Origin of the sequence: Streptomyces sp. SP18CS02, from assembly GCF_036322365.1 — a bacterium.
Lineage (GTDB): Bacteria > Actinomycetota > Actinomycetes > Streptomycetales > Streptomycetaceae > Streptomyces.
The window spans coordinates 137,105-161,858 of the sequence record NZ_JAQYXC010000275.1; the positions used below are offsets into that span (position 1 = coordinate 137,105).

Annotated in this window: 17 protein-coding genes and 1 tRNA gene; 10 read left to right on the top strand and 8 right to left on the bottom strand. The window is 70.8% G+C overall.

Features of this window, described 5'->3' with window-relative positions; all coding sequences use genetic code 11:
• The first annotated feature begins 230 nt into the window (after nucleotides 1-230).
• The 4 genes from lanL to PUR26_RS11760 all read left to right on the top strand — a co-directional run bounded on the left by lanL (nucleotide 231) and on the right by PUR26_RS11760 (nucleotide 5,817).
• Nucleotides 231-2,939 (top strand): class IV lanthionine synthetase LanL, encoded by a 2,709-nt coding sequence (gene lanL, locus PUR26_RS11745; RefSeq protein ID WP_329871830.1) that lies wholly within the window; start codon nucleotides 231-233, stop codon nucleotides 2,937-2,939.
• 3 nt (nucleotides 2,940-2,942) lie between these two features.
• On the top strand, nucleotides 2,943-3,098 hold the full coding sequence (locus tag PUR26_RS11750) for a VenA family class IV lanthipeptide (protein ID WP_329871832.1): 156 nt from the start codon (nucleotides 2,943-2,945) through the stop codon (nucleotides 3,096-3,098).
• A 715-nt stretch (nucleotides 3,099-3,813) separates the two neighbouring features.
• Nucleotides 3,814-4,914 (top strand): ATP-binding cassette domain-containing protein, encoded by a 1,101-nt coding sequence (locus PUR26_RS11755; protein WP_329871833.1) that lies wholly within the window; start codon nucleotides 3,814-3,816, stop codon nucleotides 4,912-4,914.
• Between the two features lie 96 nt (nucleotides 4,915-5,010).
• Nucleotides 5,011-5,817, top strand: coding sequence for an ABC transporter permease (locus PUR26_RS11760; protein ID WP_329871835.1), 807 nt, complete (start codon nucleotides 5,011-5,013; stop codon nucleotides 5,815-5,817).
• A gap of 549 nt (nucleotides 5,818-6,366) precedes the next feature.
• Here PUR26_RS11760 and PUR26_RS11765 read toward each other — a convergent pair.
• Together PUR26_RS11765 and PUR26_RS11770 are read right to left on the bottom strand one after the other, a co-directional pair.
• Nucleotides 6,367-6,443 (bottom strand) — tRNA-Met (locus PUR26_RS11765).
• Nucleotides 6,421-7,080, bottom strand: coding sequence for a hypothetical protein (locus PUR26_RS11770; protein WP_329871837.1), 660 nt, complete (start codon nucleotides 7,078-7,080; stop codon nucleotides 6,421-6,423). The genes PUR26_RS11765 and PUR26_RS11770 overlap by 23 nt, the downstream gene beginning before the upstream one ends.
• A gap of 249 nt (nucleotides 7,081-7,329) precedes the next feature.
• On the opposite strand from PUR26_RS11770, the gene PUR26_RS11775 reads away from it, so the two are divergent.
• The 3 genes from PUR26_RS11775 (at nucleotide 7,330) to PUR26_RS11790 (ending at nucleotide 10,916) form a co-directional block, all read left to right on the top strand.
• Entirely contained in the window at nucleotides 7,330-7,848 is a 519-nt protein-coding gene (locus PUR26_RS11775; protein WP_329871839.1) for a cupin domain-containing protein, read from the top strand.
• Between the two features lie 622 nt (nucleotides 7,849-8,470).
• Nucleotides 8,471-9,019, top strand: coding sequence for a hypothetical protein (locus PUR26_RS11780; protein WP_329872023.1), 549 nt, complete (start codon nucleotides 8,471-8,473; stop codon nucleotides 9,017-9,019).
• A 619-nt stretch (nucleotides 9,020-9,638) separates the two neighbouring features.
• On the top strand, nucleotides 9,639-10,916 hold the full coding sequence (locus PUR26_RS11790; RefSeq protein WP_329871841.1) for an FAD-dependent oxidoreductase: 1,278 nt from the start codon (nucleotides 9,639-9,641) through the stop codon (nucleotides 10,914-10,916).
• A gap of 163 nt (nucleotides 10,917-11,079) precedes the next feature.
• Here the strand turns inward: PUR26_RS11790 and PUR26_RS11795 are convergent, their stop codons facing one another.
• Genes PUR26_RS11795 through PUR26_RS11805 form a run of 3 tightly spaced genes read right to left on the bottom strand, consistent with a single transcriptional unit; the run spans nucleotide 11,080 to nucleotide 15,679 of the window.
• Nucleotides 11,080-12,642, bottom strand: a complete 1,563-nt coding sequence (locus tag PUR26_RS11795; protein ID WP_329871843.1) for a GMC family oxidoreductase — start codon at nucleotides 12,640-12,642, stop codon at nucleotides 11,080-11,082.
• A gap of 35 nt (nucleotides 12,643-12,677) precedes the next feature.
• Nucleotides 12,678-14,213, bottom strand: a complete 1,536-nt coding sequence (locus tag PUR26_RS11800) for an APC family permease (protein WP_329871845.1) — start codon at nucleotides 14,211-14,213, stop codon at nucleotides 12,678-12,680.
• Nucleotides 14,210-15,679 carry an aldehyde dehydrogenase family protein gene (locus PUR26_RS11805; protein WP_329871847.1) on the bottom strand — a complete coding sequence of 490 codons (1,470 nt, stop codon included), beginning with the start codon at nucleotides 15,677-15,679 and terminating at the stop codon, nucleotides 14,210-14,212. The genes PUR26_RS11800 and PUR26_RS11805 overlap by 4 nt, the downstream gene beginning before the upstream one ends.
• A gap of 666 nt (nucleotides 15,680-16,345) precedes the next feature.
• Here PUR26_RS11805 and PUR26_RS11810 point away from each other — a divergent pair.
• The 3 genes from PUR26_RS11810 to PUR26_RS11820 all read left to right on the top strand — a co-directional run bounded on the left by PUR26_RS11810 (nucleotide 16,346) and on the right by PUR26_RS11820 (nucleotide 22,123).
• The gene (locus PUR26_RS11810; protein WP_329871848.1) at nucleotides 16,346-17,014 is read left to right on the top strand and encodes a DUF4097 family beta strand repeat-containing protein; all 669 of its coding nucleotides are present in this window, start codon (nucleotides 16,346-16,348) and stop codon (nucleotides 17,012-17,014) included.
• A gap of 123 nt (nucleotides 17,015-17,137) precedes the next feature.
• Nucleotides 17,138-19,414 carry a S9 family peptidase gene (locus PUR26_RS11815; protein WP_329871849.1) on the top strand — a complete coding sequence of 759 codons (2,277 nt, stop codon included), beginning with the start codon at nucleotides 17,138-17,140 and terminating at the stop codon, nucleotides 19,412-19,414.
• 261 nt (nucleotides 19,415-19,675) lie between these two features.
• The gene (locus tag PUR26_RS11820; protein WP_329871851.1) at nucleotides 19,676-22,123 is read left to right on the top strand and encodes an ADP-ribosyltransferase domain-containing protein; all 2,448 of its coding nucleotides are present in this window, start codon (nucleotides 19,676-19,678) and stop codon (nucleotides 22,121-22,123) included.
• 365 nt (nucleotides 22,124-22,488) lie between these two features.
• Here PUR26_RS11820 and PUR26_RS11825 read toward each other — a convergent pair whose 3' ends face one another.
• The 3 genes from PUR26_RS11825 to PUR26_RS11835 all read right to left on the bottom strand — a co-directional run bounded on the left by PUR26_RS11825 (nucleotide 22,489) and on the right by PUR26_RS11835 (nucleotide 24,703).
• Nucleotides 22,489-22,962, bottom strand: coding sequence for a hypothetical protein (locus tag PUR26_RS11825; protein ID WP_329871853.1), 474 nt, complete (start codon nucleotides 22,960-22,962; stop codon nucleotides 22,489-22,491).
• Between the two features lie 535 nt (nucleotides 22,963-23,497).
• Nucleotides 23,498-23,839 (bottom strand): DUF5713 family protein, encoded by a 342-nt coding sequence (locus PUR26_RS11830; RefSeq protein WP_329871855.1) that lies wholly within the window; start codon nucleotides 23,837-23,839, stop codon nucleotides 23,498-23,500.
• 291 nt (nucleotides 23,840-24,130) lie between these two features.
• Nucleotides 24,131-24,703, bottom strand: coding sequence for a dihydrofolate reductase family protein (locus tag PUR26_RS11835; protein WP_329871857.1), 573 nt, complete (start codon nucleotides 24,701-24,703; stop codon nucleotides 24,131-24,133).
• Nucleotides 24,704-24,754: the final 51 nt, after the last annotated feature.

Sequence of the window (24,754 nt, forward strand, 5' to 3'; positions counted from 1 at the left end):
CACCAGGCGTATCCGCAGCAACAAGTGCCGGCCGGCGGGGCCAGGCGCGCAGGGGAGCTGCCCACGCGCGTGTGCGTCCGCGCACCTCTTTCTGCGCCGGGCGCGCCCCCTGACAGGAGAACAGCCCCGCACGCTTACCGGATGGGATGAATCCGGTCAGGTGTGTGTAGGGATGTCCATGCCCTAGGGCACATCCCTCCCAGCGGTTCTCGCCGTTGGGAGGGACACGCATGACGAGTCACACTACCGAAGCCGAACTGGAGAGCCTCCTCCACCAAGCGCTGCACGCCACGGATACGGTCACGCGCTGGACCGCCGATGCGGACGAGATGTGGTACCGCGTCGCGCCCCGGTCCGGGTCGCGACGCGAACAGGGCTGGAAGCTGCACCTGTCGGCGACGGCCGCCTCCGCGCCGGCGGTCCTCGCCAAGGCTCTGGACGTACTGCTGCGCGAGGAATCAGCGTTCAAGTTCGCCCGGTCGCTCGACCAGGTGAGCGCGCTCAACTCCCGTGCCACGCCTCGGGGAAGCTCGGGCAAGTTCATCACCGTCTACCCGCGCTCCGACGCCGACGCGGCCCGGCTCGCCCAGGAGCTGCACCGGGCCACGGCGGGCCTGGCCGGCCCCCGGATCCTGTCCGACCAGCCCTACGCCGCACACAGCCTGGTGCACTACCGGTACGGATCCTTCGTCGGCCGGCGCCGCTTGTCGGACGACGGCCTGCTGGTGTGGTTCATCGAGGACCCCGACGGCAATCCCGTGGAGGACAGGCGGACCGGCCAGTATATTCCGCCCCCTTGGGCGGTCTGCCCGTTCCCCGCGACGGTGCCCGTCCCGCCCCGCACGGCGGACGCGTCGAGCAGCCCGGTGGTGCTGGGCGGCCGCTTCGCGGTACGGGAGGCGATCCGGCACACGAACAAGGGCGGCGTCTACCGGGGGACCGACGTCCGCACGGGCGCCCCAGTGGTGATCAAGGAGGCCCGGCCTCATGTGGAGGCCGACGCCTCCGGCCGCGACGTCCGCGACTGGCTGCGCGCCGAGGCCCGGACCCTGGAGAAGCTCCGGGGCCTGGGGCTGGCTCCGGAGCCGCTGGAGCTGTTCGAACACGGCGGGCACCTGTTCCTCGCCCAGGACGAGGTGCCGGGGGTCGCCCTGCGCACCTGGGTCGCCGAACACTTCCGCGACGCCGGAAGCGAGCGCTACCGCGCCGACGCGTTGGCCCTGGTCGCACGCCTGGTGGACCTGGTCGCCGCGGCTCACGCCCACGGTTGCGTGCTGCGGGACCTCAGCCCCGGGAACGTCATGGTCCGCCCGGACGGGGAACTGCGTCTGATCGACCTGGAACTGGCCGTACTGAAGGACGACCCACCCCTGCCGACCCGTGTCGGGACGCCGGGCTTCAGCGCCCCGGAACGCCTGGTCGACGCACCCGTCTCCCCGACGGCCGACTACTACAGTCTGGGCGCCACCGCGTGCTTCGTCCTGGCCGGGAAGGTGCCGAACCTGCTGCCCGAGGAGCCTGCCACCAGGGCCCCGGAACAGCGGCTCGCCACCTGGCTGGCCGCCTGCGCCGGGCCGCTGCGCCTGCCGGACGGTTTGGCCGACATGGTCCTCGGGCTGATGAAGGACGACCCTGCCGCCCGCTGGAACCCCCCCAGGGCCCGCGAGGCTCTCGGGAGGGCGACAGCCACGCGACCGGTGCTGCCTGCCGTCGCCCCCGGCCCGGCACGGGAGGACGGCCCGCACGATCCGGTGGCCGGGCTCGTCCAGCACCTCGTCGACTCGATGACCCCGGAGGACGACCGACGGCTGTGGCCCGTGTCCACCACGGCCGGGGAGAGCGACCCCTGCACGGTGCAGCAGGGAGCTGCCGGGGTACTGGCAGTACTGACCCGGTACTGCGAACTCACCGGCGACCCCCGCCTGCCCGGACTGATCTCCACCGCGGGCCACTGGATCGCACGCCGCACCGACACCGGCTCCGCACGCCCCGGTCTGCACTTCGGCGGTCGTGGCACCGCCTGGGCCCTCTACGACGCCGGACGTGCCGTCGACGACCGACGACTCATGGACCACGCACTGGCCGTGGCCCTGGCACCACAACAGTCCACGCCCAGCCACGACATCACCCACGGCACTGCGGGCAGCGGGCTCGCCGCCCTTCACCTGTGGCACCGCACCGGGGATCCGCGCTTCGCCGAACTGGCCGTCGACGCCGCCGACCGGTTGGCCGCCGCCGTCCAGCGCGAGCCGTCCGGAGCGGGCTGGGCGGTGCCCGCGGAAGCCGTTGCCCAGGAAGTCGGCAAACGCTACCTCGGCTTCGCTCATGGAACGGCCGGCATCGGCTTCTTCCTCCTGGCCGCCTCGGCCGTCTCCCAACGGGACGAACACAGGGAACTGGCCGTGCAAGCCGGCGAGCTCCTGCTGGCCAACGCCGTACTCACCGGCTCGGCGGCCCACTGGCCCGCCCAGGCCACGGGCGTTCCCACGGCCCCGTACTGGTGCCACGGCGCCGCGGGCATCGGCACCTTCCTCGTCCGGCTGTGGCAGGTCACCGGTGACGACAGGTTCGGCGATCTCGCCCGTCGTGGTACGCACGCCGTCATGGAACGTGCCTCGCGCGCCGCCCTCACCCAGTGCCACGGGCTGGCGGGCAACGGTGACTTCCTCCTCGACATGGCCGACGCCACAGGTGACCCCGCTTACCACACCATGGCCGAGGAGCTGGCCCGCCTCATCCTCTCCGAACGCGCCCACCGCAACGGCCACGTGGTCTTCCCCAACGAGTACGGGGACGTCTCGACCAGCTGGAGCGACGGGTCCGCCGGAATCCTGGCCTTCCTCACGCGGATCCGCCACGCCGACCCCCGGCACTGGATGGTCCAGTTGCCGGCCGTGGCGGCAGAGAGCTCTGCCGCCACCTCACAGAAGAAGGAGTAACCCATGGAGAACAAGGACCTCGACCTGCTGGCCCGGCTTCACGCCCTGCCGGAGACCGACCCCGTCAGCGTCGACGGAACGCCGTTCGCCGCGACGTGCGACTGCATCGGCCTGCTGACCCTTCTCAACACCATCTGTGTCGGCGTCAGCTGCGCCTAGACCCGACCACACCATCCGGCCGGCGGCTGTCCGGACAGCCGCCGGCCGGAGCGACTGCCGGATCGCCGGCCCCGGCGCCGGCCGGTCCCAGGCCGGATCTCAGGCGCGGCCTCGCAGCTTCGCAGCACACTCCGGCCGCGTGGTCGTGCCACCTCTCAGCAGCACCGCCGGTCACCGACTCCGGAGCAGCCCCGTGCCCCTCCGTGCGACCGCGCGAGAACTGCCGGAGATCTCACGCAGCAGCCGGCGGACTTCCGTGCCGGCTCTGCCGCACACTCCCCCGGAACCAGCCCCCGACCTGCCGGGTCGGCGACATGACCTCGCCGATGCCACGACCTGTAAGGCCACGAGACGACATGAGCCCCCTGGCCCCGCGCCCGTACATCCACATCACCGCGACCGCCGACGGAATGGCCCCGACCGGCCGGCGCACCGTCGCCGCCCGGCGGATGAACCCCCACGCGAGCCCGGCCCTGACCGCGCTCCTCGACGGCGCGGGCATCACCGGTACCGCCGGCCGCCCGACCGCCGCATCCCCGCCGGCCGCCGTGTGTGCACGGCGCCATGGTGGCGCCGGCGCGACGGCGCCACGAGGCGCACCTGCCGACCACCGCCCCATCGTCTTCGCCGCCCCTCGTCCGGATCCTGCCGGGCTGATCCCAACGGAAGACCCTGGTTGCACGTCGGTGACGATCATCGCGTCCAGGAAGTCCTCATGACAGCACCCATCACCGGCCCGAACGCCACACAGAACTCTCCCGAGCCCGTGCACGCCATCAGCGCGCGGGGACTGGGCAAGAGCTACCCGGGCCCGGACGGCAGCACCACCCATGCCGTGCGTGGCCTCGACCTGGACGTGCCACAAGGCGAGACCTTCGCCTTCCTCGGCCCCAACGGCGCCGGGAAGTCCACCACCATCGCGTTGCTGTGCGCCCTGGCCCGCCCCACCGCCGGTCACGCCACGGTGGCCGGGGCCGACGTGGTCACCCGGCCCCACCAGGTACGGCGACAGGTCGGCATGCTCTTCCAGCACAGCGCCCTGGACCCGGACCTGACGGCCGACCAGAACCTCTACGTGCACGCGCGTCTGTACGGGCTGCGCCGTCGCCATGCCCGCCGACGCGCCACCGAGGTACTCGAGATGGTCGGTCTGACCGACCGGCGGCGCTCCCCGGTAGGCACCCTGTCGGGTGGCATGCGGCGCCGCTTGGAGATCGCCCGCGGAGTGCTCCACGCCCCCCGCGTGCTGTTCCTGGACGAGCCGACCACCGGACTCGACCCCCACGCCCGCGCCCAGGTCTGGGAGCACCTGCGAGCACAGCGAGACCGGCACGGCAGCACGCTCTTCGTCACCACCCACTACCTGGAGGAGGCGGAGCACTGCGATCGCCTCGCCATCATCGACCGCGGCCGACTGGTGGCACAAGGTACGCCCCTTGCGCTCAAGACAGCGATCGGGGATGACCGGGTGGTGCTGCACACCAGCGACGACGCGACGGCACAACACATCGTGCAACAGGTCATGCGACAGGTCCTGCCGTCGCATCCCGCCGCCGCGGTGGACACCGACGGGGTCGGGATGCGGGTGCCCGACGGCAGCGCCTGGATTCCCCGCCTGTGCGCGGCGCTGGCAAGCCATGGCATCGCGGTGCACTCCGCTTCCGCGACGCCGCCCACGCTGGACGACGTCTTCTTCCACCACACCGGCCGCAGCCTCCACGCCACACACCCTGGCCAGGCCTCGGCCCCCACCACCCCTGCCACTCCGATCAATCCCGACCAATCCCGATCTGTGCGAGACCACGGCGGAAGGTGACGGCGGCCGATGAACTCTCCCACGCTCCTCCATGCCTCCCACCCCCCAGGAAGCCCAGGCACCTCCGGCACCTCCGGCACCTCAGGACGCGTACGTATGGCCCGTCTGCGGCACGAACTGCGCGCGGTCCACGCCCTGGTCTACCGGGATCTGCTGCGTCTGGCCGGTCAGCGCACCCACACCGCGCTGATGCTGCTCCACCCCGTGCTCTACCTGCTCATCCTGGGGGGCGGGCTCGCCGCTCTCATCCCCAACACCTCACTGGGCGTCGGCTATCAGACCTACCTCTTCCCCGGGATGCTGATGATGACGGTGCAGGTGCCGGCCATCATGGTCGGCGTCCGCCTGATCACCGACCGGCAAAGCGGTTACCTACGAGAACTCCTGATGGCCCCGGTCAGCCGCTCCACCCTGCTCCTGGGAAGCTGTGTCGGCGGCACTCTGGTCGCCACGGCCCAGGGCGCCGTCCTACTCGGCCTCGCCGGGGCCGTCGGCCTGCCCTACGACCCGCCCCTCCTGATGCTGCTCCTGGCCGGCATGGTCCTGGCGTCCTTCACCATCACCGCCCTGGCCCTGGCCGTGGCCGTCAGCCTCCGTAGAGCCGACACGTTCCACATGCTGCTCGGCCTGGTGATGATGCCGCTGCTGTTCCTCTCCGGCGCTTTCTTCCCGTTGCAGACCATGCCCGGCTGGGCCCACACACTGGCAAACGCCAATCCGCTCGCCTACGGGGTGGACCTGCTCCGCCGCTGCATCGCGCTGCGCGTACCCGACCAAGCAGCCGTCGGCGGCATCGAATGGGCCGGCTGGCAACCGCCCTTGCCCCTCGAAGCCGCCCTTCTCCTGACCAGCGGCGCAATCGCCCTTCTGTGGGCTGCCCACCGCTTCAACCGCCCGGAGTGACAGGGCCGCCCCAGTGGGGATGCCCCCTGGGATCCGGGCCCGGCCGGCCCCCCGGGGCCGCCCGCGTCGTACGCGACCTGGTCGACCCTGTCGTCGGAAGCTCCGCCGCTACTCTGCCCGCCGTGGGTGCGGGCCGGCCGCCGGCCGCTCCCCGCGGTACGCGCGCAGCACCTGGACGAGGGCCTGCGGAAGGCTGGTCCTGTCGTCGATGCGCGTACCTTGAGGCTGACCGGCCGTCAGTCCCCGAACGGGGGCCGACTCGCCGTTCCGGCGATGGACCGCGAGGTCGGCCCTCCAGCCGTGCCCCCGAGAGGTCCGCTCCCCCAGGTGCGCTCGGCCGAGATCTCCGTCGAGATCTCCGTCGATGAGTGAGAAGCCTGCCAGGTGGGCACCGCGGAGCCACGCACCCCCGAGTCATGTCCTTCAGCCTGGCCCACCTCGGGTCCGCTCCCCTCAGGTCCGTCCCGGCCGGGCGTCGACAGCAGCAGCCGGACCCGGCGGGCGCATATGCTTCCGGCCCCCTCAACGGTGTGTCGAGGGGGCCGGGACTGGTAGCGGGGACAGGATTTGAACCTGCGACCTCTGGGTTATGAGCCCAGCGAGCTACCGAGCTGCTCCACCCCGCGTCGGTGACACCCACTGTACGGCACGGACAGCACTGCCGTGGCCGGCCACCGTCCGCGTACCGCTCAGGACCACGGCGCCGTCGTCGGAGCCCGACGGGGGGCCCGCCGGCCCTCGGGGGGAGCGGCTGACGGCGATGGCGTCGGCCCCGACGACCCCCATGGCTGCCCAGCCGGCCGTATCGAGGTGCTGGTGGAACACGTGGATGCAGCAGCCCAGCACGCCGCCGCCGCTGCCGTAGACGGTGACCGTGGGGGTGGTCTTCTCTTCGCTCAGTCCGTCCGACTCCGTCGTGGCGCGGGCGCACACCGCGACCGCCGGGAACACCGTCGTGCCAGGTGGTGGCGACCAGCCACACGGCCCGGTGGTCGCCTTGAGGGTCGTGCGCACCTCGCCAGCCTGCACGCCCCGGAACTCCAGGGTGGCCGACTCGGGTTCGTCGGTGACGTGGAGAGTGCCGACCGGGCCGACAACCGGCTCCCACGCGTACCCGTGGCCGAGGGCGTGCTCGCCCGGGGCGTCCTCGACGAACAGGAGGGCCTCGCCGAGGGCGATGGCGTCGGCGGGCGGCAGGCTCCACGCGGGCCTGGCGGCGAGGCCCGGTACAGCGGCGCCGCTGTAGCCAAGTCCCTCCGGCACGGCACCGCCCGGGGCGCTCGATCCGCCGCCCTTCGGCTGGGGCGGAGGAGTGGTCGCCGTCGGAGGAGTGAGCCGCAGCCCGTGACGAGTCCGAGCGACAGGACGACACCGACCCTCAGCCCGGGCCGAACCGAGATCATCCGCAAGCCTGATGCCGCCCTCCGGAGGCGGGGGCCATCATGCAGAAGACCACCGGACCAGGGGCCCCAGACCCGCCGAACCCCCAGATCCCCGCAGAAGGAGCGCAGCATGTCGTACCCGGAACACCTTGAGTACCCGGAGCCCCGCTACCACGGGGACAGGGGTGAAGTGAACGCGGCCTTCCGCCCGGCGAACACTCCGCCGGACATCTCCTCGCCCGGCGGCTCCACCCACTACCTCGCCACCAACACGTCGACCGGCGGCGAATTCGGCCTGTACAAGGTGGAGCTGGGCCCGCGGTCCGCCGGGGCCAAGGCCCATTTCCACAAGGCCATGTCGGAGTCCTTCTACATCCTCTCCGGCGAACTGGAGCTTTACAACGGCGAGAAGTGGGTCACTGGCCGCGAGGGCGACTTCCTGTACGTACCGGTGGGCGGCCTGCACGGCTTCAGGAACGTGACCGACGAGCCCATGTCCATGCTGATGCTCTTCTCCCCGGGCGCCCTGCGCGAGGAGTACTTCGAGGGGGTCGCGGAGATGGCGCAGCGTGGTGGCGAGGAGCTCAAGCAGTTCCGCATCCGGCACGACAGCTACTTCGTGGAGGACTTCGGGCCCGGTACGGAGTAGCTCGGGTCCGTTGCGGGGCTACCGGTCCCCCGCCGCGACGGCCGCCACCGGTACGGGCGAACGTGCCGCGGGTCAGCGGGGGGGGCGACTGCCGCGGGCTGCGAGGCGAGCGCCACGACGAGGAGGAACAGTTCGCAGGCCGCCACGAGCAGCCATCCCGGATTCATGAAGCGTCCTCGTCCCGCTGCGCAGGTACCGGGGCCGGATCCGGGTCTTCAAGCAGGCCCTCGCGTCCCGTGAACCGAGACCCCGGACGATTCGGCCGCTCCTCCGGATGCGGCCGACACGGGAAGGCTGCTGCCGCCGGACGTCTCCCGGGCAGGGGTTCGCTCAGGGTGCGCACGAACGAGTGGTTCCGTTGGTCCGGACCACAGCGCCGGAATGCCGTCGTCTTCATGCCACGGTACCGATACGAGGAGAGCGGCGCGAAGCCCATGACCTGGCCAGCCTTCGACGGTGCGCCCAAGGAGGCTGGGATCCCCGGGAGAGGCGCTTCACCGGCGCGTGTCAGCCCCGATGTGCAACCAGCCCACGCGGGTGGCTGCCACGGCCAGGAGTCGAACGGGAGGTTCCGCTCTTCGCGCCGCTTCGGCGATGACCACGAAAGGCGATGGAGGTTCACATGGCACAACACGTCGATACCGAGACCGCTACCAGCCCTGCCCGGGCGGGAAGCTCCGATCCATGGCGGGACCTGTACAGCAGGGCGACGAAGAAGACGCGCGCGGTCTACCCCGGCATGCGGCTGGTGACGGCCTTCGGCTACGCGCCGGACGGTCCGACGGAGGACATGTCGAGGTTCACCCACTGGATCTTCATCTACGGCACGCCCCCATCGCCGGTGGAGACCGCGCCGGACCTCGGGGCCTACATCGAGGCCGAACTCGGAGGCGCCGTCGGTGAACCGCGGAAGGGACACGGCGCGTGGCTGGGCAACATGCCCGTCGAAGGCCCCAGACTCACCCCCGCCGACGCCTTCGAGGCCATCAAACGAGCGGGCAAGGCCCATCCCTTCCAGTACATCTCCCTGGACAACCCTCTGGATCCCGCGCTGGAGCAGCGGTACATCCTCGCCAACCGGTCGGCCGGGCCCGACCAGTGGGTCGTGCATGACGCGGACGGCAAGGTCTACGACCTCACCAAGGGCGACCCCGACCACCACACAGCCTGAACCCACGGGGCTGCCGTTCCGGCGGAACGGGAGCGCTTTCGGGCGCTCCCGTGCGGACGCTTCCCCAGCGGTCCTGCCGTCGCCGGAACCACCCGCCCGTTCCGTCCCCACGTGCATGGTCCTCCGATCGTCCCGGACAGCGCCCGGGGAACCCACCACGCACGGCGTCCTGGTGCTTGCGCTGTGAAGGCGGAGCGTGCGGGCGGGCGCGGCGTACGTACCGCGTCGGTGGAAGTCGTACCGGTCGTCCATCGGCACACCGAGCGGTTCGCTGATCACGGTGACCGGGAGGGGCAGTGCGAAGTCCGCGACGAGTTCGGCCCGGCCTGCCGGGACGAGTCCGGGGCCGGGGCGGCGAGTCCGTCCTCGTAACGTGTGACCGGCCAGGCGTGCGGACCGCCCGCGATGACGGCGCGCCGGACCGGGCTCTTCGCGCGCAGCTGCCGGCGGAGCGGGAAGGAATCTGCCGCGAAAGCCGGTCCGTGCAGGGCAGAGGGACCGGCTGTTGACTCATCGTGCCTCACGTGACGTGTGGCGATCACGCGCGAGAGTTTGCCACTGTTGGATGGTATGCGCCCGAGTGTGACTGTTGCGTACGGCCGAGGGACGGAGGAGCGTGATGATCCTGGAGAACCCCGTGGAGGCGAGGGAGCGCACCACGTGCTGTGTCGTGGGCGGCGGCCCCGCGGGAATGATCCTCGCCCTGCTCCTGGCCCGGGCCGGAGTGGAGGTGACAGTCCTGGAGAAGCACGGCGACTTCCTGCGCGACTTCCGGGGCGACACCGTGCATCCGACCACCCTCGCACTGCTGGAGGAGCTCGGCCTCGGTGAGCGGTTCGCCCGGCTGCCGCAGCGTCGGGTCACGACGATCCAGCTGCCCCTCGGCCCCGACCGCTCGCTGCTGACCGTGGGAAACATCGGCGCGCTGCGGGGCCGGTACAACTACATCGCACTGGTGCCGCAGTGGGACCTCCTTGACCTCCTCGCCGACGAGGCAGGACGTGAAGCGGCCTTCTCCCTGCGCATGAACACCGAGGCGACCTCCTTCCTCGTGGAACGAGGACGTGTCAGCGGGGTGGCCTACCGTACGTCCGACGGACGCACCGGCGAGCTGCGGGCCACTCTCACGGTGGCCTGTGACGGCCGGGGCTCACTGGCCCGCTCGCTGCCCGGCCTGGAGCTGCGGAGGTTCCGCTGCCCGATGGACGCCTGGTGGTTCCGGCTGCCGCGGCGTGAGGGAGACCCGCACGGGCTCGTGGGAGGCGTCGGCGACCGGTTCCTCAGCGCCATGATCGACCGTGGGGACTACTGGCAATGCGCAGCGCTGATCCCCAAGGGCAGCGACGCACGGCTCCGCGCGGCCGGTCTCGACCGGTTCAGGGAAGCGTACGGAGCCGCCGTCCCGTGGGTCGCGGACCGGATGCCCACCCTCGTGTCGTGGGACGAGGTGAAACTGCTCGACGTACGGCTCGACCGGCTCCGGCGCTGGCACCGGCCGGGGTTGTTGTGCATCGGCGACGCGGCACACGCCATGTCGCCGGTCTTCGGCATCGGCATCAACCTCGCCGTCCAGGACGCCGTGGCAGCCGCCCGCCACCTCGTCGGGCCGCTGACGGACGACGCGACCGGTCTGGCGGCTGCCGTACGACGCGTGCAGCGACGCCGCCGGCCGACCACGGCGGCCACCCAGGGCCTCCAGCGCTTCGCGCACGCCCGCGTCATCGCGCCGGTACTGCTCGGCCGGCCTCCCCTCGGCGACCCCGAGCGCGCCAGGCGGCTGGCCGAGCGGATCGGCACCTCACGCTGGCTGAACAGGGTGCCGGCGTACTTCCTGGCCTACGGCGCCCTGCGCGAACGCCCTCCGGCGGTGTCCGTGCGCCGAACGACGGCGAGCTGAGCCGGGCGGCGACGAGCGTGTTCCCGTGTGGGGCGTCGGCGGAGACCACACGTGGGCTCCAGCGGGTTCCGGAAGGCTGCCGGCCGTGCGGCCGGCCATCCGGCGGAGAGAGGACCGGCTCGCCGGCGCCCGAGGAGGGCGGTCCGCGCGCGTGGTTCTCAGATCATCCCGCCTTGATCATGTCGGCGCACTTCTCTCCGATCATCATCGTGGTGATGCAGGGGTTCACGGCCGGGAGGAACGGCATCACCGACGCGTCGGCCACCCGGAGACCGGGGACGCCCTTGACCCGCAGCCGGGCGTCGAGCGGGGAGTCGGCGTCGTGGCCGGGGCCCATCCGCACGGTGCCGGCCGGATGGTAGACGGTGTTGTGCGTCTCGCGGATGTAGGCGAAGAGTTCCTCGTCGCTCTCGGTTCCGGCGCCGGGGGCCAGTTCCGTGCCGGCCCATTGGGCCATCGGCGACTGGGAGACGATCTCGCGGGCCAGGCGCAGGCCGTGCGTCATCACCCGGATGTCGTGATCGTGGGTGAAGTAGCGCGGATCGACCTTCGGTTTGTCCCGGAAGTCGCGGGTGCGCAGCCGGACGGTGCCGGTGGAGCGGGCCCTGGTGACGTTGGGGGTGAGGCAGAAGGCGTTGTCGGACGTGGGATAGCCGCGCCGGTAGGTGTTCAGATCGAAGGGCACCGAGCCGTAGTGGTACATCAGGTCGGGCCGGTCGAGGCCCTGCTCGGTATCGACGAAGATGCCGATCTCCCACCACTGGGTGGAGGTGGTGACCATGGGTTGCCGAGCCTCCCACATGATCACCCCCTCCGGGTGGTCCTGGAGGTGGGATCCGACACCGGGGGAATCGACCCGGATGTCGACGCCCACCTCGCGCAGGTGTTCCGCGGGGCCGATCCCGGACAGCATCAGCAGCTTCGGCGAGTCGATGGCCCCGCAGCAGACGATCACCTCGCGCCGGGCGGCGACCGCTCCGGTGTGCACGGTGTCGGGCAGCAGGAACTCGACGCCGGAGCAGCGACCGTCCTCGCCGAACAGCAGCCGCCTGGCCTGCAGTCCGGTCCTCACCTCCAGGTTGGACCGCTTTCCCAGGATCGGATGGAGGTACGACACGGAGGCCGACGACCGCGTGCCGTCCTCACGGGCGTTGATCTGGAACCAGTGCGCGCCCCGGACGACGGTGGTGCCGGTGTTGAAAGGCGTGGTCGGGATCCCGGCCGCCGCGCACGCCTCCAGCAGGGCTCTGCCGCACGGGTCGTCGGGCGGCACGGTACGCAGCCGTACCGGACCGGAACGTCCGTGGTGGTCACCGGCGGCGTCGTTGTTCTCCAGCCGGCGGTAGAGGGGGAAGCACTCGGCCGCGCTCCATCCGGTGCAGCCCAGTGCGGCCCACTCGTCGAGGTCCTCGGCAGGCGCCCAGAAGGCGATGCAGGAGTTGTGGGAGGAACAGCCGCCCAGGACCTTCGCCCGGGCATGGCGCATGAAGCTGTTGCCGTTCTCCTGGGGTTCGACGAGGTAGTCCCAGTCGTAGCCGGACTCGAGCAGTGCCATCCAGCGGTCGAGCCGGAGGATGTTGTCGTCGCCGACGTCCGAGGGTCCCGCCTCGATCACGCAGACGCTGACGCCTGGATCCTCGGTCAGACGTGCGGCGATGACGGCTCCGGCCGTTCCGCCGCCGACGACGACGTAGTCGAACTCCGGCGGCGAGATGTGTGCGGGCATGTTCTCTCCCAGGGCGAGGGCCGGTGGCGCCGGGGTCAAGGGGCGTCGGCCCGGTGCTCCGCCAGTACGCCCGTGCGGTGGCGCTGCACGAACCAGTAGTAGGCGAAGCCGCCGACGGCCACGATGCCGATGAACAGGAACGCCCCCCAGCGCAGGTACCAGTGCTGCGGGCCCGTCGCGTTGTAGACCTCGGCCCGCGGCCATGCCAGGTTGAGCGACATCGCCACCCCCCACAGCACCGCGAGGATGTTGACGGGCAGCCCGAACCGGCCGAGCGAGAACCGGCCCTCCTGGGGCTGCCAGGTGCCGCGCAGCCGTTGGAGGAGCATCGGCACCGTGACCATCAGATACGCCACGTAGATCATGATGATCGCGATACTGGTGATCACGGAGAAGATCTGCGGCTGGTTGATGTTGATGAGCAGGATGACCACGCCGACCACGCCGATCAGCACCGCGGGGATCACCGGCGTCCTGAAGCGGGGGCTGACCTTCGCCAGCACCGAACCGGCGGGCAGATTGTTGTCCCGGGCCATCGCGAACATGAGCCGGATGCCGGCGGCGTGCACGGCCAGCACGCACACCGTGATGGCGACGACGACGCACCACAGGAAGATGTCCCCGATCGTCGAGCCGAGGGTCACCAGCACCACGTACTGCAGTCCGCCGGTGGACAGTTCCTCCGCCTGGAGATCGGGCACGGCCATCAGGGCGAACAGCAGGATCAGCCCGCCGATCACGAAGGACGCGATCAGTGCCCGCAGGATCGCCCGGGGGGCGTTGCGGCTCGGGTCGTGGGACTCCTCGCCCAGGGAGGAGGCGGTGTCGAAGCCGTACATCACATAGGCCGAGGCGAGTGAGGCGGTGAGGAACGCGCCGAAGTAGCCGAGGCTGTGGCCGGCCCCCAGGCCGTACGTGTCGGTCAGCACGGTGCTCGGCCCGCGGGTGATGTGCGCAGCGAGGAAGATGATCAGGGCGACCGCCGCGATCAGCTCGATGAACACCCCGGCCGAGTTGATCCGGGCCATCAGCTGGACGCCGAACGCGTTGACCAGGGTGGAGAAGACGATCAGCACGGTGCCGAGCAGGACGGCGTTGGCGGCCACGTCGGTCGGCGTGCTGCCGTCGCCGACGAACTGGAACCACGCGTCGATCTGCGGAAGCGTGATCTGATAGGCGAGCGCGACGGCCGACAGGGTCACCATGGTGGCCGTCGTCATCATCCAGCCGCCCAGCCAGCCCACGTGCGGGCCGCCCATCTTCTTCGCCCAGTTGTAGACCGACCCGGCGACCGGATAGCGGGCGGCGAGCTCGCAGAAGCAGAGCGCCACCATCAGCTGGCCGGCGAAGACCATGGGCCACGACCACCAGTAGGCCGGTCCGCCGAAGGTGACACCGAAGTAGAACAGCTGGAAGGTGCCGGTGAGGATCGAGATGTAGCTGATGCCGGCGGCGAACGTGTGGAAGTTGCCGAGAGTACGTTTCAGTTCGGGCCGGTAGCCCATCTCGGCGATCGAGTCGTCGCCCTGCACCTCGTCGTGTCCCTGGGGGCCTGTCGCACCCGTGCTCATGCGAACCACCGCTGGGGGGCGGGTGAGAGCCGGCGCCAGATGTGCTTGGCCTCCTGGTACTCCGCCAGCCCGGCGGGTCCCAGTTCACGGCCGAACCCCGACTGCTTCATGCCGCCCCACTCGGCCTGGGGAACGTACGGATGGAAGTCGTTGATCCACATGGTGCCGGCGCGCACGCGCGACGCGACCCGGTGACCGCGGGCCGTGTCCTGGGTCCACACCGCGCCCGCCAGCCCGTATACGGTGCTGTTGGCCAGCGTCACCGCCTCGTCCTCGTCGTGGAACCGCTCCACGGTGAGCACCGGGCCGAAGGACTCGTCGCGGATGACGGACATCCCCGCGTCGCAGTCGTCCAGGACGGTCGGCAGGTAGTAGAAGCCGCCCCGCAGTTCCGGCTCCTCCGGGCGCCGGCCGCCGCAGCGCAGTACCGCCCCCTCGGCCAGCCCGGCGGCCACATACGCCTCGATCTTGTCGCGGTGGGCGGCGGAGATCAACGGGCCGGTGCGGGCGTGTTCGTCGAAGGGGCCGCCGAGGGGGATGCGCTGCGCCTGTTCGACGACGGCGTCGACGAACGCGTCGTGCAGGGTGTCCTGGACCAGCAGCCGGGCACCGGCCGAGCAGACCTGTCCGGAGTGCAGGAAGACCGCCATGAGCGCGTGATCGACCGCCGCCTCGAAGTCCGCGTCGGCGAAGACGATGTTGGGGTTCTTGCCGCCGAGTTCCAGGGCGACCTTCTTCACGGTCGGGGCAGCGGCCGCCATGATGCGCCGGCCGGTGACCAGTCCGCCGGTGAAGGAGACGAGATCCACCCGCGGGTCCTCGGTGAGCGGAGCACCGGCGGCGGGGCCGGCCCCGAGCAGCAGGTTGGCCGCGCCCGCGGGCAGACCGGCCTCGGTGAGCAGCCGCATCAGCATGACGGCCGTGTGCGGGGTCAGCTCGCTGGGCTTGAGTACGAACGTGTTCCCGGCGCCGAGCGCGGGCGCCACCTTCCAGGCGGTCTGCAGCAGCGGGTAGTTCCACGGCGTGATCAGCGCGCACACGCCTACCGGCTCGTGGGCCACCCTGCTGTCGACGCCCGGGTCCCCGGTGTCCACGACGCGGTCGCCACCGCCCGCCGCGACCAGGTTGCCGAAGTAGCGAAAGCAGTTGGCGATGTCGTCCATGTCGTAGCGGCTCTCCACGAGCCGTTTTCCCGTGTCGAGGGATTCGGCGCGGGCGAAGTCCTCCTTGTCGCGCTCCAGCAGATCGGCCGTGCGCAGGAGCAGGGCGCCACGCTCGGTGGCCGGGGTGCGGGGCCAGGGGCCGCGATCGAAGGCTTCGCGGGCCGAGGCGATCGCTGCGGCGGCGTCCTTGGCCCCCGCTTCGTCGACCGTCGCCACGAGCGATCCGTCGGCGGGGCAGCGGATCTCCCGCGTCCCTCCCTCGGCCGCGGCGGTCCAGTCCCCACCGATGAAGAGCTCGGGCATGACGACCTCCAGGTCGGACGGCGCCCCTGCGGACGTCCGGTGCCTCGCAGCCGACAGTAGCCGGGACGGCCGGATGACGCAGCGCGGCGGACGGAAGCCGTCAAACCTCACCAGCGGTTCCCGGGGCCACGGGCGCCGGTCTCGGTCCTTGCCGCTCCGGCCCCGCTGCCCGCACATGCCACGGTCTCCCGTCGGCCCTGCCGCCGGGAGCGGGTCAGGAGGACGTCACCTGCGCGCCGCACCGCCGCCGGCTCACCGGTGCACAGGCCCCCGGCACGAGAAGGACGCGCCATGCGTACCTGGTCGGTGGCGCGGCGACGGGCGGGGTGATCATCGAGGTCGGACGGTCGACGTGCCCGGTGAGCTCCGCACTGGCGAGCCCCTCGGCCGGGTCTCAGCCCGACGCGCCGGCTCCTCCGCCGGGTGAGCGTGCCTCCCGGCACCGGGGCTCCCCTCCGAGGCCCGAGGCGCCTCCGCCGTAGCGTTCACGCACCCAACATTGCAACACACGCGACGGATTCGTTGCATTAAAATCTGATCCATTGCAATGAAATTCATGCTCTGACCTGCATTAATCCAAGCCATACGCAACACATATGTTGCCGATTTAGTGAATGCAACGTAGCGTTTCCAGTGTCGGAAACAACGAGTCGCAGGAGAGAAACCATGCAGAAGTTCGACACCCCCGCCTCGGTCTCGGCCGTCCTCGACATCCCCGCCGGACGCATCCGCTGCGTCGGCGCCGACCGCGCCGGCACCACGGTCGAGGTACGGCCCTCCGACGCCTCCAAGAGCCGGGACGTCGAGGCGGCCGAGCAGACCACGGTCACATACGACGGTGGCGTCCAGCGGGTCGAAGCCCCGCCGGCGCAGAACCGGATCCTCGGCGCCTGCGGATCCGTCGAGGTGACCATCCAGTTGCCCGCCGGCTCCCACGTCGAGGCGAAGACGGCCAGCGCCGGGTTCCGGGGCGTCGGGCGGCTCGGCGACGTGGCTTTCGAGGGCGCGCAGGCCACGGTCAGGCTCGACGAGACCGCGGGCGCCCGCCTTACCCTCCTCGCCGGTGACATCACGGTCGGCCGCCTGGGCGGCACCGCCGAGATCAGCACCCTGAAGGGCGACCTCCACATCGCCGAGGCCGTGCGCGGCACCCTCACCCTGCGCACCGAGCACGGCGACATCCGGGTCGGCGCCACCCGCGGAGCCTCAGCCTGCCTGGACGCCGGCACCTCCTACGGCCGCGTCCACAACGCGCTCAGGAACACCGACGGCGCCGCCGACCTGGACATCCGCGCGACCACCGCCCACGGCGACATCACCGCCCACAGCCTCTGACGGAGCATCGTCAAGTAAACCCGCCGTGACGCAACACCCGTTGCCCTGATGCCGCCACCGCGGCATCACACCACCATGCCGAAGACCCGCACCGAAGACCCCCACCGAGGACGGACGAAGAGTATGAGCACCACCCAGGACTACCAAGCCGCGGAGCAGCTCCTGCGCCGACCCGCCCGCCCCGGCGAACTCGTGATCGGTGACAGAGTCAGACCGCAGTGGACCGACGGGGGCGCCCGATTCTGGTACGCGGTGAGCAACGGAGCCGGCAGGCGGTTCGTGCTGGTCGACCCGGCGGCGGGCACCCGCGAGCCGGCCTTCGACCACAACCGGCTCGCCGAGGCTCTGGCCATCGCGTCCGGGCAGCAGGTGGATCCCGAGGCCTTGCCGTTCATGGCCGTCGAACTGGCGGAGAACGCCGTGGAGTTCGACGCGTTCGGCGAGCACTGGCGCTGCCGCCTGGACGGCTACACCTGTGAGCGGGCCGAGTTCACACCACCGGGCAACCCGCTGGAGGTGCTGTCGCCCGACGGGAGGACCGCGGTGTACCGGCGGGGGCACGACCTGTGGGCTCGTTCGCTGTCCGACGGGCACGAGTGGGCCCTGACCACCGACGGCGAACCCGACCACCAGTACGGCACCGGCCCGCACAGCACGGGCAACCCCACCCTGCTGCGCAAGATCGGCCTGCCGCACCTGCCGCCCGCGGTGGCCTGGTCGCCCGATTCGACGAAGGTGCTGACGCACCGGACCGATGAGCGGGGCGTCCGCCGGACCCACCTCGTGGAGGCCAGGCCCGCCGACGGCGGCGCACCCGTCACGCACTCCCAGCGGTACGCCCATCCCGGGGACGAGAACATACCGCAGGCCGGACTCGTCGTCCTGGATGTCGTCGAGGGCACGGCTGTCCGCGCACAGGACGAGCCGCTGCTCATGTCGCAGCTGTCGCCGATCACGGCCAAGTGGGCGTGGTGGGCGCAGGACGGCTCGGCGGTGTACTACCTCAGCCGGCCCCGCGACCAGCGCACCCTCACCCTCAACCGGATGGAGGCGGCCACCGGCGAGGTGACTGCCGTGCTCACCGAGACCGGGGCCACCCGGGTGGAGCCCAACCAGTGGCTGTTCGAGCCGCCGATCGTGCGGGTGCTGGCCGACGAGGTTCTGTGGTACTCGCAGCGGGACGACTGGGGTCACTTGTACCGGTACGACCTGCGCACCGGCGCGCTTCTCGGGCAGGTCACCTCCGGGCAGTGGGCGGTGCGGCAGATCCTGCGCGTCGACGAGACCGAGCGGGTGGTGTACTTCACCGCCTCCGGGCTGGTCGACGAGGATCCGTACCGGCGCACGGTGTGCAGGGTCGGTCTGGACGGCTCAGGCTTCGAGAAGGTCACCGACGACGAGCTTGACCACATCATCAGCATGCCGGAGGACGAGGCGTACTTCCTCGACTCCGCGTCCACCGTCGACACCGCGCCGGTGACCCGCGTCCGTGACTGGGCAGGGCGCGTGCTGGTCGAGCTGGAGCGCGCCGACATCAGCAGGCTCACCGCCACCGGCTGGACTCCGCCGGAACGGTTCCGCGTCAAGGCGGCGGACGGGGTGACGGACATCTACGGGGTGCTGTACCGGCCGCGGGGATTCGATCCCGCCCGGCGCTATCCGGTGGTCGACACCCTCTACCCCGGCCCGCAGGTCACCCGGGTCGCCCCGTGCTTCGACCCCGGCGGCACAGGTCTCGACGCGGAGCCCCTCGCAGCGCTTGGCTTCGTGGTGGTGGCAGTGGACGGGCGAGGCACCCCGGGGCGGAGCAAGTCCTTCCATGACGCCTCCTACGGCCGCTTGGCCGACGCGGGCTGTCTGGCCGACCACGCCTCGGCACTGCGGCAGCTGGCCCGGACCCGGCGGTGGATGGACCTGGACCGGGTGGGCGCGTTCGGCCACTCCGGAGGCGGGTTCGCCGCAGCGCGGGCGATGCTGGACTTCCCCGAGGTGTACACGGCCGGAGTCGCCCTCTCCGGCTCGCACGAGGCCCGCTGCTTCAACCCGGGCTTCGTGGAGACCTACGACGGCGCGGACGATCCCACGGCGTGGGCCCGTTCCTCCAACGTGGACCTCGCGGACCGGTTGACGGGCAAGCTGCTGCTCGTCCACGGCGAGATGGACGACCAGGTCCACCCGGACCACACGCTGCGGCTGGCCGACCGGCTCATCGCCGCCGACAAGGACTTCGAGCTGCTCATCGTGCCCGGGGCCGAGCACACGTTCATCGACTGCCTGGCCTATGTCCGCAAGCGCTGCTGGGACTTCCTGGTGCGCGAACTGATGGGCACGCAACCACCCGCCTACCGCCCCGCCTCCATCGCCGTCGGTCCCGAACTGCTCGCCGAGCTGTTCGCCTGAGCGCGGCACCACGGAGGAGGAACCAGGAGGCCCGCCCCGGCAGCGATGCCGGCCGCCGGGGCGCGTGGGGGCCGCCCCGTGCCCCGGTCTCACGGCGCTCGACGGCCTGGCCCGGCTCCATCCTTCAACCGCGCCCCGGCCCCCCATGAACCGTTCGGCGACCACACCCGGCGGCAGCGAAGGGGCGGAACACCGGCGTTGTCAGTGGGCCGCTGTAGCTTCAGGAACGTTCGAGAGAGTGTGCGCGAGAGGGGTGGTTTCGTGGGTGTCGAGCGTGCGTTGAGAGTCGTTCTGGTCGATGTCAACGCCGAGGTGGTGGCGGCCTGGCGGTCCGCGTTCGCGGATACGCCCGAGGTCGAGATCCAGCGGGGCTCCATCCTCGATGTGGACGTCGACGCCTGGGTGTCCCCCACCAACGCGCGGGGCCGGATGGACGGCGGGGTCGACGCCGTCGTCAAGCGGCATCTCGGTGCCGGAATCCAGGTGCGGGTCCAGCGGGCGATACGCGATCGGTTCGGCGGTGGCCTGCCGGTGGGCAGCGCGGTGTGTGTCCCGTCGGGGGCGGTCGTGCCGCGGTACCTGATCTCGACCCCGACCATGCGGCAGTCCTCGCAGAACATCAGCGAGACCATGAACGTGGCGCTGGCGTGCGCGGCCGCGTTTCAGGCGGTGCATCTGCAGAACCGGGAGCAGCCCGGCAGTATCCGGTCGGTTGCGCTCGTCGGGCTGGGTGCGCAGACAGGGCGGGTGCCCGCGGGGGTGTGCGCCAACCTGATGTGGACCGGCTACACCCTGTTCCAGGACCACGGGTTCGCGGACTACGACGAACTGCGGGCCGCGGTGTTGGGGCAGCTCGACGACATCGAGGGCGCGGGGGCCGTGCGGCGAGTGCGGATCAGCGTGCCGGAACAACTGCCTCCGTCCGTCACTGGAACGGACGTTCCGCAGGCCGGCACCGGGCAGGCCGGGGATGCCGGCGCTTCCCCCGTCGACCCCCTTCAGGCTGCCAGTGACCCCGCGGGGGCTTCCGCTTCGGGCGCTGCGGGTTCGGCCCTCGCGAACGATGTCGACGTTCCGGCCGCGGGCGGGACGGGTACCCCGGCCGGGGACCCGCTGGGGCTGGCCGAACTGTTCACCGGTGGTGGCGAGCCGTGGTTGCCGCTGCTGGGGCCCGTCATCGAGGCACAGCCCTCGGCCGCCGACTTCATCGGTCCGAAGCGCAGTGCCGAGGTGGTCCCGGTGCGCGAGTTGACGTTCCAGGCGTTGAAGCCGCATCCGCCGCAGAAGTGGAAGGTGGTCGCCTTCGGCCAGAACCCGTATCCGCGGCCGGAGAGCGCGACCGGCATCGCGATGTTCGACAACACCTTCGGCGACTGGAAGGACAGCCAGTTCGGTCGGGTGGTCAGCATGCGCTGCATCATCAAGGCGGCCGCGATGTGGAAGTACGGGATTCCGAAGAAGACGCCGATCGCCGAGGTCCGGGCCTTGTTGAAGAAGGAGGACACGGTACAGCCGCCGGAGTGGTTCCAGGCGATGCTCACTCAAGGTGTGCTGCTGCTGAACGCCTCCCTCACGGCGAGTGCGGACGGGGCGATGCCGACCGATCGGCACACGTCGTTCTGGCGGCCCGTGGCCGAGCAGGTCGTCGAGGAGATCCTTCGCGCGAAGCAGGATGCCGAGGGGGAGGACCGGGGTGTGGTGTTCGCCTGGTGGGGCGCGCACGCCCGTAGTCTGAAGAGGGCCGTCCAGCGGCTGGAGAAGAAGTATCCAGGAGTCGAGGTCCGGCATCTGGACCACGCGAATCCGGCGGCGCAGGGGGACATCTTCTGCGAGGGGGACCACTTCGCCCAGGTGAACGATGCCCTGGCAGCGGTGGGGACCGAGCCGGTCGACTGGTTGCCCCGGAAGGGCTGGGACCAGAGGACGGCAGAGGCCGGCGGGCCGGACGGTGATGGTGTCGCGAAGCGGATGGGGGCGTTCATCACGTCCACGATGGAGCTGCACCAGCTGTACCTGGAGCGGCTCACGAGCGCCAAGGACGAGGGGCTCGTCCTGCCGCCGGTCACCGGGGTGTTCGACACCCCGCTGATGGATTTCCGGAAGGCCGTCGAGCCGGTGACACAGGTGCTCGCGCAGCTGGACCGGCACATCGAGCGGTCGAGCCGGTTCGGGGAAGCCAAGGCGACGGAGGCGGAGCACGCGAGTGGGCTGTCCGGGGAGGGGTTGTCCGCCGACGCGATCTCGGCGCTGTACCTGTACACGTGCGAGTCGGCCTTCTACCGAGAGATCAATGCCGTGCTGCGTTCTCCGGACCGGGAGCGTTTGGTGCCGTATCTGCCGTATCTGCGTTTGCTGTTCTCGGCGGTGACGGCGTTGCCTGCGCAGACCCGGCCGTTGTGGCGTGGTGTGGCGTTGGATCTGCGGTCCCAGTATCCGCTGGGGCGGACGGTGGCGTGGTGGGGCGTGTCGTCGTGCACGTCCGAGTTGAGCGTGGCTCGGGCGTTTCTCGGGAGCCGTGGCAGGCGGACCCTGTTCGAGGTGACCCCGGCGCGTGCGGTGGGGATCCGGCGGTACTCCGCGTTCACGGGCGAGGAGGAGTACATCCTCGCGCCGGGCACGCAGCTGAAGGTGACGGAGGTGAAGGCCGAGCGTGGGGGGCTGTGCACCGTGCGGCTGACCGAACTGGAGGGGCAGGGGCTGGTGTCCTAGGGAGTGTCCGGTGATGGCCTCGGACGCGCTCTCGGCGGCCTGACCGCCAGGGCACATCCGGCGTCCGAAAGCCGTCGCCGCCCGCTCGTGTTCCGCCCCGCACCTGGCCGGGACTGGCCGGGGCCGGGCGGGGCCGGGGCGGGGGCGCCTTCCCCGATGTCGTACGCGCATCAGGGTGCAGCGACACGCGGGCGGGGCGCCCGACGGGTGCGGCGTACACGGGCAGGCCGTCCTCGTCGTCCTTCTCGGTCTCCCATGCCCGGCGTCAAGCAGCGGACCCGGCAGCCGGCGGGCCCACGCCTGCCTCGCCTCGACTCAACCCGTGCCCCAAGGGGACGATGGGCAGCCGATCATCCCCACCTGCTCTACCGAACCGGACCGCGCTCATCGACGATCACGGTCGGATCCGAGAGGAAGACATTCCGCTCGACGGGTCCATAGCCGATGTTGAACGTGTCGAGCCAGTACGACCAGCCGCGGATGCCCATGGCACTGGAGAACCGGTAGTTCAGCTGCCACCGGACCCACTGCCCCGGAAGCAGTCGAACCGCCGGCGGCCTGCGCGGCCGAGGCGGCAGCCCGAACAGCGGCTCCACACGAGCGAGCACACGGAGCCGGTCACCTTCCTCCCGCAGACTGACGCCGATCGCGCGGAGGTCCCTCTGGCTCACGCGCGGCTCGAACCCGTCGCGCTCGCACATCTGGACGAAGTGGGCAGAGGCAGAGGACGCCTGAGGCAACACGAAGCCCACCGGCACCGCGTTTCTGCGGGCAGCGGCCTCCCCGCCCCGGGACTGCTTCGTCCAGGATGTCTTCACCCACTGCACCGTGATCTCCACTGCACCTCCCCTTCACCGAGAGCCTACGAGCCACCTGCTCTGGACGACATCCGGGATTCGACACTGCTGACTGTCACTTTCTCTCAGCAGGATTCCGCAGGCCGGAGGCTGGGCGTCCACGGCAGCCGGGGACCGTGTGACACTGGGCACGACGACCGGCCTGCCGGTCCTCGCAGGACGGGCGGTCCCGGCCGGTGTTCCAGGGTCTCCGGCCGGCCCTGTACCCCGGAGTTCATCGACGGGCCGGGACACCCGAGCCGTGATCAAGGCGCCGGAAGAGAACAGCGCCGTTCCCGGGCTCTCCCATCGCGGCCTTACCACCAAGACCCACCTCGTGGCGGAGCAGGGACAGAATCCCCCGTCCTCGTGAGCGCTGCAGGGCCGCGTGGCGCTCACCGTGGTCGGGACCGTGCCCGAAGCGACCGAGCACCCCGGCTCGGGCTGGGGCTCGGGAGGCCACGCGAGCGACCCGACCGTGCTGACCACAGCCCCTCCACGCATGGCTCTGCCCCGCCGTCGGCCTTCGGGGCGTCGTTCACCAGTCCCGGGTGGCGATCAGCTCCTCCACGTCCGCGCCCGTGAACCCGTAGGCCGATGCGACGAACCAGAAGTCCTCAGCGATCTCCTCCCGCGCAACCGTCTCGATCTCACTCCCGGCTGCCTCGAACTCCGCCTCCAGAAGGTTGAACTCCTCCGTCGCGGCGTGGGAGAGCGCATAGACGGCCGCCAGATCCGGAGGCTGCTCAGCCTCGATCCGCTCGCACAGCCGCAGCAGGATCTCCCTGCCCTTGTCGACGACGTGATCGGGGAAGTACCCGTCCGCGTAGAGTTGTCGCAGAAACATGTGCCCTGCTACCTGCTGGTTCGTGATCCGCATGGCGCCTTCCCCTCCCCGTGGCGGAACTGACGCCTCGATCATGCACGGGGCCACTGACAATGACGCCGCCGGTTGTCCCGGACGGGTCGCGACCAGCACTCGCGCAACGAGTTCGGGACCGAACCACCTGCCTGGCCCCGGACCGCACCTCGCGGGTCCCTCTGGTCCGTACGGTGATCCAGGACCCCACCGGGCAGGTCCATCGGGCGAGTGCCACGTCCGGTGCCGCCGGTGCCGCCGGTGCCGCGCGCGGGCGCGACGGCGGGACGGCGGGACGGCTGCGGGGCGTTGTCAGTGGACGACGTCGAAGACGTTCTTCTGCAGGCCGTTGGCGTATGCCGTGTGCTCGACCAGCTTCAGCTTCTGGGTGTCCTTGTCCGTGGAGCTGAAGAGGCGCTTGCCCGCGCCGAGGAGGAGCGGGAAGACGAGCAGGTGGTAGCGGTCGATCAGACCGGCGTCCGACAGCGCCCGGTTCAGGGAGGCACTGCCGTGCACGATGATCGGACCGCCCTCGGTCTCCTTCAGGGCGGCGACCTCGTCGAGCGAGCGGAGGATCGTCGTCTCGCCCCAGTTCGGCACCAGGTCGTCCTCGGCGAGGGTGGTGGAGACGACGTACTTCGGCATGTCCTTGTAGTCGGCGAAGTCCTCCATGTCGGGCCACACCGCGCTGAACGCCTCGTAGCTGACGCGGCCCAGCAGCATCGCGGTGGCTTCCTTCTGCTCCCGGCCCTTGATCTCGAACGCCTCGGGAAGGAAATCGACATCCTTGAACGTCCACCCCGAGTTCCGGTAACCGGGCTCGCCACCCGGGCCCTCCACGACGCCGTCGAGAGAGATGAACGCGGTGCTGATCAACGTACGCATCTGGGGTTCCTCGGTATCTCGTGTCTGGTTCTCGGTGGATCCGGTCGGCGC